Below are 12,581 nucleotides of genomic sequence, written 5' to 3'. Positions count from 1 at the left end.
CCCAGGGTTTGTGCCCCGCTCCACACAGGGCATAAGCTTCGCTTCCCTACGATTTTCGTCTTGTCCTCTGAGATTCAGGAATACCCATGTCCAGTCAGTTCCCCGAAGCACGCCCACGCCGTCTGCGCCGCAATGCGAGCCTGCGCAGCCTGTTCCAGGAGACCGAGTTCAGCCTGAACGACCTGGTGCTGCCGATTTTCGTCGAAGAAGAAATCGACGACTTCGTGCCGATCAAAAGCATGCCCGGTGTGATGCGCATTCCCGAGTCGAAGCTGGCCGGTGAGATCGAGCGCTATGCCCGTGCCGGGATCAAGTCGGTGATGACCTTCGGCGTGTCCCATCAACTGGACAGCAGCGGCAGCGACACCTGGCGCGAGGACGGCCTGGTCTCGCGCATGTCGCGCATCGCCAAGGACGCGGTGCCGGAAATGATCGTGATGTCCGACACCTGCTTTTGCGAGTACACCGACCACGGCCATTGCGGCGTGCTGCACAACCATGAGGTCGACAACGACCAGACCCTGATCAACCTCGGCAGGCAAGCCGTTGCGGCGGCCCGCGCCGGTGCCGATGTGATCGCCCCGTCGGCGGCAATGGACGGGCAGGTCCAGGCGATTCGCCGGGCACTCGATGACGCCGGGTTTACCCAGACGGCGATCATGGCCTATTCGACCAAATTCGCCTCGGCACTCTATGGCCCGTTCCGCGAGGCGGGCGGCAGTGCGCTCGAGGGCGACCGGAAAAGCTACCAGATGAACCCGATGAACCGCCGCGAAGCCGTGCGCGAATCGTTGCTCGACGAACAGGAAGGCGCCGATGCGTTGATGGTCAAGCCGGCCGGAGCCTACCTGGACATCATCCGCGACATTCGCGAAGCCTCGCGCCTGCCGCTGTCGGCCTATCAGGTGAGCGGTGAGTACGCGATGATCAAGTTCGCCGCCCAGGCCGGGGCCATCGATGAAGACCGCGTGGTGCGCGAGAGCCTGGGGGCGATCAAGCGCGCCGGGGCAGACCTGATCTTTACCTATTTTGCGATGGATCTGGCGCTGGCCGGGATCTAAGAACCAACACATTACCCTGTAGGAGCGAGCCTGCTCGCGAAAAACGCAAGGGCAACGCGATTACTCAGACAATGCGCGTTATCGTTTACGACCATCGCGAGCAGGCTCGCTCCTACAGGGGATCTGTGTTGAGTCAGGACGTGCCAAAAAACGAGCGGATCCCGTGATCGCGGAAGTACCGCTCGATCACTTTCGGGTCCGAGCACGTCTCGGCAATCGCTACATAGGTATCGGGTCGCAACAGATAAAAGCCGTTGCGCCCCAGGCCCGCCATTTCGAACGCCGGACGCCAGTCGAATACATGCAACGGCAGATGGTGTTCCTGGCACCAGGCGATCATCTCGTCGCTGGTGTCGCCATAGGCATGCACCTGCCAGGTCAGGCATTTCAGCGATTCAAAGTTATCCCCCTCACTGTCATGGGCCCAGGGCAGGCGATCACCGCCATGCACATGCCCGGCAACGCCCGTGCTCAGCGGCATTCCACGATAATTCAGGGTGATCTGCGACACCGTGCGAAACAGGAACTGGCGGGAGGTTTCGAACGAGGTCATTTTCGGTATCAGGAACGGGGCCAGGCGTGTACGCAGCAGATCGGCAATCGGCCCGTCGGCGGTGACGAAGGTGAAGACCCGGTCGGTGGTCGCCACCAGTTTGCGGGCAAACGCGATGCGCTCGGTTTCATAGGTATCGAGCAGTCTGGCCTCGGCGCCGCCGCTCAATACGGCCGCGAGTTTCCAGGCCAGGTTGATGGCGTCGCCAATCCCGGTGTTCATGCCCTGGCCGCCCGCCGGGCTGTGGACGTGGGCAGCATCGCCCAGTAAAAACGCCCGACCGTTGCGAAAGTGGTCCGCCACCCGGTGATGCACGCGGTAGGTCGAAAACCAGTTCAATTGCTCGATCTTCACCTTCATGTGCTCGATGGCCCGGCTGCTGACGTCCTCGAAACGCAGGGTCTCGGCGTGTTCGGCGCGCTCGTCGCGCACCGTGCCGATCAAGCGCGCGCGACCACTGCCTGCCAGCGGGAACACGGCGAGGAAGTCCGCCTCGTCGAGATCCACATGCAGTTCGCCGTTGAAGGCCGGGCCGCTGCCCTGCACGTCGGCGACGTAGAAAATCTGCTGGTAAGTGCCGCCGGGAAATCCGGTATCCAGGGTCTTGCGCACAATCGACCGCGCTCCGTCGCACCCGGCCAGGTAACAGGCCTGACAGCTTTCCTGCTGGCCGTCGGGCAGATGCAGCGTGGCCGTGATGCCGTCTGCGGTTTGCTCGAAGCCTGCCAGTTCGGTGTTGCGTTCCACCGAGATGCCGAAGGCTTGCAGGCGCTCGATCAGCAGCCGTTCGTGTTCGTCTTGGGGGAAGATCTCGAGAAACGAATAGGGCGTCAGGCCCTCGCCGATCTGAGACAGGGGCAGGCGCGCCACGGGCTCACCCTTGACCCAGAAGTTACCGGCCTTTACTTGATGGCCGTGTTGCACCACGGCATCGTCCAGTCCGAGCTGGCGATACAGCTCCAGCGTCCGCGCCTGGACGGCCAGCGCCCGGGACGTGGTACCGGGCGCCGAGGCCTTGTCGACAATCCGCACGCGAACCCCCAGTTTGCAGAGCCACAACGCCAGGACCAGCCCGGTCGGGCCGGCGCCGATGATCAACACGTCGCTTCTGTGCATGATCCTGTCCTCCTCGCTGGGTAGGACAAGTATGGTCCACTCTCACCGCTCAACGGGAAATCTGTAGGAGCGAGCTTGCTCGCGATGGACGTCAACGATAACGCGTACTTTCAGGATTAACGCGGCGCCCATTCGTTCATCGCGAGCAAGCTCGCTCCTACAGGTAAAGGTACAGGGCAGGGAGGACCTCAATCAGAAATCGATGGTCCCCGACAATTTCGCCGTGCGCGGTTCGCCCTGGGTCAGGTAACCACCCTGGGCCGATTCCCAGTAACTCTTGTTGGCGACGTTTTCCACGTTAAAGCGCACGGTCACGTCCTTTTCCTGGACCTTGAAGGCGTAACGCGCGCCGGCATCGAAGCGGTTCCAGGCCGGCAGGCTGAGGTTGTTGGCCGCGTCGGCGTATTGGCCGCCGGTGCGCAACATGCGTCCATTCAGGGCTACGCCGGGCACGCCCGGTACGTCCCAATCGACGCTGGCATTGAACTGGAAGCTCGGTACGCCGATGGCTCGATTGCCGTCGTTGAGGCCGTCCTGGGTTTTCTTCAATTCGGTGTCCATCACGGTTACACCGCTGAGCAAGCGCAGGCCGTCGATGGGCTCGCCGAACACATTGAGCTCCACACCCTTGTTGACCTGTTCACCGTCATGAATGAACACGGCGGTGGTGTCGTCGATGACCTGGGTGTAGCCGTCAGCCGGTTGTTCGATGCGATACACACCCAGGGTCGCACCATAGGTGCCCATGTCGACTTTGACACCGGCTTCAACCTGTTTGGAACGGGCCGGTGCAAAGACTTCATTGCCGTTGACCACGACCCGGTTGCCAGTGGTCGTCGGGGCCGTCGGCCCTTGGGCCAGGCCCTCGATACGGTTGGCATAGAACGACACGTGGTCCCACGGCTTGAACACGATGCCGTACACCGGCGTAGTGATCGATTTGTCGTAGTTGGCCGTTCGGTTCTGCGTGTTGTAGTCGTACCCTTGAACGACCAGCTGTTGACGGCGCACACCCAGGGTGACCAGCAGGCGATCATCGATAAAGCCCAGGGTGTCGGACACGGCGGCGCTGCGCATGAAGGTTTTGCCGGTGATGCCCGGATCGCCGAGGTCGCCGCCGGAGAAGCCGCCCGCTGGCGCCGGAACGTCAATCGGGTGGTAGATGTTGTTCGGGTACTGGGTCAGGTCGAAATCGAAGGCGTTGCGCTGTTGGGTCCAGATTCCGGCCAGGCCAAAGTTGAGTTTGTGGGTCACCGGACCCGTGGCGAAGCGGCCATTGAGACCGGTCATGGCACTGGTGTTGTCTTCAGCGTGGGGAATGAACGAGCCGCTGGTAATCGAGCTGCCATCGTTGCCCACCAGGGTAGTGGAGTCGTAGTTGCCGACTTCGCGGGTGTGCTTGGCGCCGGCAGCGGCATAGGCGGTCCAGCTGTCGTTGAGGTCGTATTCGGCGCGCAGCATGCCGAAGGTGTCTTCGATCTCGCTGAAGCCCCACTTCTGCGCGTAGTTGGTGTCGGCAGAGGGCGCATCGGGGATGTGCGTGGCGTCGCCAAGGTTGACCGAGCTGCGGCCGCCGTTGACGCGTTCCTTCGAATAGACGAAATCGCCGGACAGGCGTAGCGCATCGCCGCGGTAGTCGAGGCCGAGGGCAAACAGTTTCGAGCGCTGGTTCTCATCGTCGATGGCGGTGTCGCCTTCGCGTTGGGACAGGTTGAGGCGGGCGCCGAAGCGGTTGTCCTCGCCAAAGCGCTGTCCGATGTCCAGGTGTTCGCCGATACGCCCGTCGTCGCTGATGTCGGTGGTGAAGCGTCGCAGCGGCACGTCACCGGCCCGCTTGGGTTGCAGGTTGACGCCGCCACCGATGCCGGAGCCGGTCGGGGTGACACCGTTGATGAAGGCGTTCGGCCCCTTGAACACTTCCACGCGCTCCAGGGCATCGGTGGATATGATCTGCCGTGGCAGGATGCCGTACAGGCCGTTAAAGGAAATATCATCGCCGTTCAGGGGCAGGCCGCGAATCATGAAGGTCTGGGCCTGGTTGGAAAAACCGGAAGCCTGACGCACCGAGGAATCGTTGAGCAGCACATCGCCGACGGTTTCGGCTTGCTGGTCGCGGATCAGCTCTTCGGTGTAGGACGTCATGGTGAACGGAACGTCCATGATGTCCTGGTTGCCCAGGATACCCAGTTGACCACCGCGTGCGACCTGCCCGCCAGCGTATACCGGGGGCAGGTCGGACGGTGTCGGGGCCTGGGCGTTGACATTGACGTCGCCGAGCACCAGCGGTTTGCCCTGGCTCCCGGTTGTTTCGGGCGTTGCGGCATGGGCCGTCAAGGACAAGGAGCAAAACAGGGCAAGTAGCGTCGGACGAAAAGGCACGCGGAATCGGGCTGGAAGGGTCATGTTTCGTTCCTGGGCGGCGCGCGGCCGATGGGGAAAAGGGGCGGCGCGGGAACCCCTTGCGCAAATGCGACTCCAGGCACAAATGGTAGTCGTTCTCAGTAACATCGTACAATGCGTTTTCTGCAAGCCAGACAGGCATTTTCTGCCAGTGCAGATGTCGGATAACGGGGCTTCAGGGCTGTTTCAGCGGCCAATGAAAGCAAGCTGTGGTCACGGTCATAGCCTGTGCCATGCCATTGCTCGTATGGTTAAGCCGGACCAATGGACTAGATGGAACGACATGCAAGCCAATCGATTGATCTCAAGCATCGCCGCTTTGTTGGTACTGGCCGGTTGCGGCAGCCAACGGACCCAGGAACCGGCGGCGCGCAATCCGGCCCAGGTGAAGGCCGAGATTGTGCGTTTGCTGCCGGCGAAAGCTGCCGATCCCCAGGGTTGGGCCACGGATATCCAGGTGGCGTTCACCGCGCAAGATATCTCGCCGACCACGCAAAACCTGTGCTCGGTGCTGGCCGTGACCGAACAGGAGTCGACCTTCCAGGTCGATCCGAGCGTACCGGGGCTGGGCAAGATTGCCCGCGACGAGATCGACCGTCGCGCCGCCAGGGCTCACATTCCCGGGTTGCTGGTCAGTGGTGCGCTAAAGCTCGATTCACCCAACGGCAAAAGCTACAGCGACCGCCTGAATGCCGCGCGCAGCGAAAAGGAACTGAGCGCCATTTTCGACGACTTCATCGGCATGGTGCCAATGGGCAAGACCCTGTTCGGCGGCTTCAACCCGGTGCATACCGGTGGGCCGATGCAGGTCAGCATCGATTTTGCCGAGCAGCAGGCCAAGGGCTATCCGTACCCGGTGCAGGGCTCGATTCGCCACGAGGTGTTCACCCGGCGCGGCGGCATGTATTTCGGCATCGCGCATCTGCTCGGGTATCCGGTGAGCTACCCACAGCCGCTGTACCGTTTTGCCGACTTCAACGCGGGTTGGTACGCCAGCCGCAATGCCGCGTTTCAGAACGCGGTGAGCCGGGCTTCCGGTATCCCGTTGGCGCTGGATGGCGACCTGGTGCGCTACGGTTCGATCATGCCCGGCACCACGGAACTGGCCGTGCGTACCCTTGGCAAGCAACTGGACATGCGCAATCCGACGATCCGTGAGCAGCTGGAGGAGGGGAAAACTCTGGCGTTCGAAGACAGCAAACTCTATCGGCGGGTTTTCGAACTGGCTGAAAAGGCCGAGGGCCGGCCGCTACCCCGCGAGGTATTGCCGGGGATCGTGCTGCAAAGCCCGAAAATCACCCGCAAACTCACCACCGCGTGGTTCGCCAAACGGGTCGATGAACGTTACCAGCGCTGCATGGCGCGGGCAGGGAAGTAAGAGCGGCGGGAAAAAAAGGTTCATCACGGATTACCGCCAAACTGTAGGAGCCGGCTTGCTGGCGATGGACTCCAGTGCGCCGCGTTTATCCAGCCCACACGCGTTATCGTTAACCACCATCGCTGGCAAGCCAGCTCCTACAAGGGATCGCGTCCTGGTCGAAATGATGTGAACGCCAAACTGTAGGAGCCGGCTTGCTGGCGATGGACTCACGTGCGCCGCGTTTATCCGGTTCATGCGCGTTATCGTTAACGACCATCGCTGGCAAGCCAGCTCCTACAAATGAACGCGTCCGAGTCGAAATGATGTGAACGCCAAACTGTAGGAGCCGGCTTGCTGGCGATGGACTCACGTGCGCCGCGTTTATCCCGGTCACACGCGTTATCGTTAACGACCATCGCTGGCAAGCCAGCTCCTACAGGTGACTGCGTCCTGGTCGAAATGATGTGAACGCCAAACTGTAGGAGCCGGCTTGCTGGCGATGGACTCACGTGCGCCGCGTTTATCCGGTTTACGCGCGTTATCGTTGACGACCATCGCTGGCAAGCCAGCTCCTACAGGTGACCGCGTCCTGGTCGAAATGATGTGAACGCCAAACTGTAGGAGCCGGCTTGCTGGCGATGGACTCACGTGCGCCGCGTTTATCCGGTTTACGCGCGTTATCGTTGACGACCATCGCTGGCAAGCCAGCTCCTACAGGTGACCGCCTCCTGGTGGAAATGATGTGAACGCCAAACTGTAGGAGCCGGCTTGCTGGCGATGGACTCACGTGCGCCGCGTTTATCCCGGTCACACGCGTTATCGTTAACGACCATCGCTGGCAAGCCAGCTCCTACAGGTGACTGCGTCCTGGTCGAAATGATGTGAACGCCAAACTGTAGGAGCCGGCTTGCTGGCGATGGACTCACGTGCGCCGCGTTTATCCGGTTTACGCGCGTTATCGTTGACGACCATCGCTGGCAAGCCAGCTCCTACAAGGGGTCATGCCCACGTTGAAAATAACCAGTGAAAGCCCCCCAAAAAAAGCATAAAAAACCCGGCGGTGAGGCCGGGTTTTCATTGAGTCCTGCGGTCAAGCACTGCATTCAGACAGCGCGGCTTTCGATCAGACGATCCGAACCGCCTTCAGCGACGCGGTTTTGCAGCAGCTTGTCGGAACCGCCTTCAGCGACGCGGTTTTGCAGCAGTTTGTCGGAACCGCCTTCAGCGACGCGGTTTTGCAGCAGTTTGTCGGAACCGCCTTCAGCGATACGTTTTTCCAGCAGGCGATCCGAACCACCTTCGGCCACACGATTCTCGATCAAACGATCGGAACCACCCTCGGCCACACGGCTTTCAATCAGACGATCCGAGCCGCCTTCAGCGACCACAGGTTGAGCAGAGGTAGCGGCGAAAGCGTTAACTGCGAAAACCGAAAAAGCGATGCTGAGGAGGGTCTGGCGTTTCATGATGGTGTGCTCCGGGGTGCTTATGGGTTGGTATGGAGCAGATGTTACGCCGGGGATTTTTTAAGAGAACTTCATTGAGATGATGGTGAACATCGACGGCAATGATAGGTGTGAAGCCATACCTCTGGTGAGCGTGATGGTGCGGTCGTCGGATGGCCGCTGTGTGGCGGGCGGTGGCTTCTACACTGCATAGCTGGCGTGTACCTCTGCGGCGACGGTCGATGTGGCCCGGCAGAGATCGAGGTATGCAAGGAGACGTTTATGTACCAGCTCTACGGCAATCAGAACTCCGGGGCCGCGGCCATTGAAGCCGCCCTTGAACTCTGTGATATTCCTTATCGCTTCATCGATGTCGAAACGTCCGCGGAGGCGGCCTTGGCACTGGAGAAGCTCAACCCGCTCAAACAGATTCCGACCCTGCAGCTGCCTGATGGTGGCGTCCTGACCGAGAGCGCGGCGATCCTGATTCACCTCGGGCTGAGCTTTCCCGCGTCGGGGTTGTTGCCGTCCGACCCGACCGAACGGGCCCAGGCCATTCGCGGCATGGCGTACATCGTCAGCAATTGTTATGCGGCCATCGGCATCATGGATTACCCCGAGCGCTGGCTGGCCGAGGCGGATGAGTCATCCAGGCAGAACCTCATGGAGGGCGCCCGCCGGCGCCTGCACTGGAGCTGGGAGGTGTTTGCCGATCAATTCTCGGGCGAGCTGTATCTGGGCAGCGAAAAACCAGGGGCGCTCGACGTGCTGGCGGCAGTGATCTCGCGATGGGCGGGCAGTCGGGAACATTTGCGCAATGCGCGGCCAGGTTTTTTCGCCTGGCTGGAACGCATCGACCGCCACCCGGCGTTGGCACCGGTGTTTGCCCGGCATTGGCCAGCCTGAACACCCAAAACCCAATGTGGGAGCGGGCTGTGGCGAGGGGGCTTGCCCCCGTTGGGCTGCGAAGCAGCCCCAAAATTTCCGATGTATCGAAGATCTTGTGAGTGCTGCGCACTCAAACGGGGGCAAGCCCCCTCGCCACAGGTCGCTCCCACATGTGGAGTGTAAAGTGTCCGGACTTACTCCCCGCGAATGTACTGCTCCAGCTGCTTGATCAGCTCCGCCTGTTCGGCAATGGCTTCCTTGACCAGGTCACCGATCGACAGCAGACCGATCAGTTTGCCGCCTTCGACCACCGGCAAGTGGCGCAGGCGTCTATCGGACATGATGCCCAGGCAGGTATCCACGGTTTGATGGGTGTCGACGGTAATTACCGGCGACACCATGATGTCGCGCACCGGCGTGCCCACCGAAGAGCGGCCGTGCAGCACCAGTTTGCGTGCATAGTCCCGTTCGCTGATGATGCCCAGCACTTCATCATTGTCCACCACCAGCAAGGCGCCGACGTTTTTCTCGGCCATCTTCATCAGCGCTTCGAGCACCATGTGGTCGGGTTTGATCTGGTGCACTTCCTGGTTCTTCTGATCTTTGAGCTTGAGCAGTTGGGCGACGGTTTTCATGGTGGTTACTCGGGGGTTGTCGTTGTTCTTGAAGAATCGTAGACGCAAGCCTTCAGGGCAAGGGCGAAAGCGGCAGATAACACGCAAAAAACGCCATTCGGCAGTTTTTTTTGGCAATCCCCTCATTCAAGGCCGACGGATTACCTGTGGGAGCGGGCTTGCTCGCGAAAGCGGATTGTCAGCCAACAAGTATGTTGAATGTGCTGGCCCCTTCGCGAGCAAGCCCGCTCCCACAGGGGCGGTGTCTGCAAACGCGCTATCGCGACTGATGACGGGTAGAATCACCCTCTGAATCAGATTCGAGGTTTGCAGTGGTGGATTTACAGCAGGGCTTCGTCCTGACCCGGCATTGGCGCGATACCCCGGGCGGTACGGAAGTCGAGTTCTGGCTGGCGACCGACAGCGGTCCCCGGCGCATCCGCCTGCCTCATCAACCGTCGGTGGCGTTCATCCCTGTCGAGCAGCGTCAGGCGGCCGAAAGCGTTTTGCACGACGAGAAGAACGTCGAGCTAAAACCCCTGGCCCTGCTGGATTTCGAACATCGCCCGGTCCTCGGTCTTTACTGCCAGCAACACGGCCAGTTGATGCGTCTGGAAACCGCGCTGCGCCGGGCCGGTGTCGAGGTGTTCGAAGCTGACGTGCGGCCGCCGGAACGCTACATGATGGAGCGCTTCATCACCGCGCCGGTGCGTTTCAGTGGCACGCCGAATGCCGAAGGCCTGCTGCTCGACGCGCAGATGAAAGCCGATCCCGATTACCGGCCGGGCCTGAAACTGGTGTCCCTGGACATCGAGACCACCGCCCAAGGCGAGTTGTATTCCATCGCCCTGGAAGGTTGCGGCGAGCGTCAGGTGTACATGCTCGGTCCGCCCAATGGCGACGCTGACCAGGTGGACTTCCAGCTCGAATACTGCGATTCGCGGACCCTCTTGCTGAAAAAACTCAATGACTGGTTCGCCCGCTTCGACCCCGACGCGATCATCGGCTGGAACGTCGTGCAGTTCGACTTGCGGGTGCTTCACGAACACGCCCGGCGCCTGGCGGTGCCGCTGAAACTGGGGCGTGGCGGCGAGGAAATGCAGTGGCGCGAACACGGCAGCGGCAACCATTACTTCGCGTCAGCCGCTGGTCGCCTGATCATCGACGGTATCGAGGCCCTGCGCTCGGCGACCTGGAGTTTCCCTTCGTTCAGCCTGGAGAACGTCGCGCAAACCCTGCTCGGCGAGGGCAAGTCGATCGACAACCCGTACCAGCGCATGGACGAAATCAACCGCATGTTCGCCGAGGACAAACCGGCGCTGGCCAAATACAACCTCAAGGACTGCGAACTGGTCACGCGGATTTTCGCCAAGACGCAGTTGCTGACCTTCCTGCTGGAGCGGGCCAGCGTCACCGGTCTGCCGGCCGATCGCATGGGCGGTTCGGTGGCGGCATTCACTCACCTGTACATGCCGCTGATGCACCGTCAGGGTTTCGTTGCGCCGAACCTCGGTGGCAAGCCGCCGCAAGCCAGTCCCGGCGGTTTTGTCATGGATTCGCAGCCGGGACTGTACGAATCGGTGCTGGTGCTCGACTACAAGAGCCTCTATCCGTCGATCATCCGCACCTTCCTGATCGACCCCGTGGGGCTGATCGAAGGGCTCAAGCACCCGGACGGCAGCGAGTCGGTGCCGGGTTTTCGTGGTGCGCGCTTTTCGCGCACCCGGCATTGCCTGCCATCCATCGTCGCCCGGGTGGCCGAAGGCCGGGAAACCGCCAAGCGCGAACACAACGCACCGCTGTCCCAGGCACTGAAAATCATCATGAATGCGTTCTACGGTGTGCTCGGCTCCAGCGGTTGTCGCTTCTTCGACACGCGCCTGGCTTCGTCCATCACCTTGCGCGGGCACGAAATCATGCTGCGCACCCGCCAGTTGATCGAAGCCCAGGGGCATGCGGTGATTTACGGCGACACCGACTCGACCTTCGTCTGGCTACGCCGCGCCCATGGCCAGCAGGAAGCGGCGCAGATCGGCCATGCGCTGGTTGCGCACGTCAATCAGTGGTGGCGCGAGCACGTGCAACAGGAGTACGGCTTGCAGAGCGTTCTCGAGTTGCAGTTCGAAACCCACTACAAGCGCTTTTTGATGCCGACCATTCGCGGCGCCGAAGAAGGCAGTAAAAAGCGCTATGCCGGGCTGGTCACCCGGGACGATGGCAGCGACGAAATGGTCTACAAAGGCCTGGAAACCGTACGCACCGACTGGTCACTGCTGGCCCGGCAGTTCCAGCAAGAGCTGTACTCGCGGATCTTCCTGCGCAAGCCCTATCAGGATTATGTGCGTGACTACGTGCGCAAGACCCTGGCCGGTGAGTTCGATGACCGGTTGATCTACCGCAAACGCCTGCGGCGCACGCTCGATGACTATCAGCGTAACGTGCCGCCCCATGTGCGCGCGGCGCGCCTGGCCGACGAGTACAACGACCGCCAGGGCCGTCCACGGCAATACCAGAATGGCGGCTGGATCAGCTACGTGATCACCGTTGCCGGCCCTGAACCGCTGGAAGTACGCAGCGCGCCCATCGATTACGACCACTACATCACCCGGCAGCTGCAACCGGTGGCGGACGCGATACTGCCGTTTGTCGACGATGACTTCTCAACCCTGATTGGGGGGCAACTGGGCCTGTTTTGAGTCCAGCAGCGACAAGGTCCAGTCATCCAGGATGCCGTGGAAGTATTGGTTCAGGGCTTGCTGGAAAGGGCTGTCGGCGGCGGCGACCTGGGCAAACAGGGTCATCGAGGAGTGAAACTTCAGGTCGTCGGGGTGACCGAAAATCCCGGCCACCGAGCGCTCCCTGATGTTCAGCACTTCCTGGGTACAGGTGCGCAGGCGGGCGCCCAGCAAAGGATGCTCAAGGTAGGCCAGGGCTTCCTCCCGCGAGCGGATGGCAAAGTGGCGCGACATCTCGCTGCCGCCGAGCCCGGAAAACTGCGGAAAAATGAACCACATCCAGTGACTGCGCTTGTGCCCGTTGTTCAGCTCGGTTTGAACCCGGTCGAACACCGGGTCCTGAGCCTCGAGAAACCGTTGCAGGTTGAATGGATCCAGGTGGTCGGTGCTTCTCATGGCGAAGCTCTCT

9 protein-coding genes are annotated in these 12,581 nt (G+C 61.2%); 4 read left to right on the top strand and 5 right to left on the bottom strand.

All coding sequences use genetic code 11. The features are described 5' to 3' along the window. Positions 1-86: 86 nt before the first annotated feature. Positions 87-1,061, top strand: a complete 975-nt coding sequence (hemB, locus tag QMK54_RS21540) for a porphobilinogen synthase (RefSeq protein WP_320401305.1) — start codon at positions 87-89, stop codon at positions 1,059-1,061. A 133-nt stretch (positions 1,062-1,194) separates the two neighbouring features. Here the strand turns inward: hemB and QMK54_RS21530 are convergent, their stop codons facing one another. Both QMK54_RS21530 and QMK54_RS21525 read right to left on the bottom strand, forming a co-directional pair. Next, positions 1,195-2,730: an FAD-dependent monooxygenase gene (locus QMK54_RS21530; protein WP_320401304.1), complete on the bottom strand. Its 1,536-nt coding sequence runs from the start codon at positions 2,728-2,730 to the stop codon at positions 1,195-1,197. A gap of 192 nt (positions 2,731-2,922) precedes the next feature. Next, positions 2,923-5,133 (bottom strand): TonB-dependent siderophore receptor, encoded by a 2,211-nt coding sequence (locus QMK54_RS21525; RefSeq protein WP_320401303.1) that lies wholly within the window; start codon positions 5,131-5,133, stop codon positions 2,923-2,925. 280 nt (positions 5,134-5,413) lie between these two features. On the opposite strand from QMK54_RS21525, the gene QMK54_RS21520 reads away from it, so the two are divergent. Next, positions 5,414-6,508: a DUF1615 domain-containing protein gene (locus QMK54_RS21520; protein WP_223595544.1), complete on the top strand. Its 1,095-nt coding sequence runs from the start codon at positions 5,414-5,416 to the stop codon at positions 6,506-6,508. 1,085 nt (positions 6,509-7,593) lie between these two features. Here the strand turns inward: QMK54_RS21520 and QMK54_RS21515 are convergent. Then, positions 7,594-7,956 (bottom strand): hypothetical protein, encoded by a 363-nt coding sequence (locus QMK54_RS21515; RefSeq protein ID WP_110659368.1) that lies wholly within the window; start codon positions 7,954-7,956, stop codon positions 7,594-7,596. Between the two features lie 261 nt (positions 7,957-8,217). On the opposite strand from QMK54_RS21515, the gene QMK54_RS21510 reads away from it, so the two are divergent. Further along, complete coding sequence (locus QMK54_RS21510) at positions 8,218-8,841, top strand: glutathione S-transferase (protein ID WP_320401302.1); 624 nt, start codon at positions 8,218-8,220, stop codon at positions 8,839-8,841. A 176-nt stretch (positions 8,842-9,017) separates the two neighbouring features. Here the strand turns inward: QMK54_RS21510 and QMK54_RS21505 are convergent, their stop codons facing one another. Continuing rightward, complete coding sequence (locus QMK54_RS21505) at positions 9,018-9,458, bottom strand: CBS domain-containing protein (protein WP_103395338.1); 441 nt, start codon at positions 9,456-9,458, stop codon at positions 9,018-9,020. Between the two features lie 314 nt (positions 9,459-9,772). Here QMK54_RS21505 and QMK54_RS21500 point away from each other — a divergent pair, with 314 nt between their 5' ends. Then, on the top strand, positions 9,773-12,133 hold the full coding sequence (locus QMK54_RS21500) for a DNA polymerase II (protein WP_320401301.1): 2,361 nt from the start codon (positions 9,773-9,775) through the stop codon (positions 12,131-12,133). Here the strand turns inward: QMK54_RS21500 and QMK54_RS21495 are convergent. Continuing rightward, positions 12,098-12,568, bottom strand: coding sequence for a DUF1810 domain-containing protein (locus tag QMK54_RS21495; RefSeq protein ID WP_110659365.1), 471 nt, complete (start codon positions 12,566-12,568; stop codon positions 12,098-12,100). The genes QMK54_RS21500 and QMK54_RS21495 overlap by 36 nt on opposite strands. Positions 12,569-12,581: the final 13 nt, after the last annotated feature.

Origin of the sequence: Pseudomonas sp. P5_109 (assembly GCF_034009455.1) — a bacterium.
In the GTDB taxonomy this organism is placed as follows: domain Bacteria; phylum Pseudomonadota; class Gammaproteobacteria; order Pseudomonadales; family Pseudomonadaceae; genus Aquipseudomonas.
The sequence above is the reverse complement of the archived record's forward strand: the minus strand, read 5'-3'. Positions and strand labels throughout refer to the sequence as shown.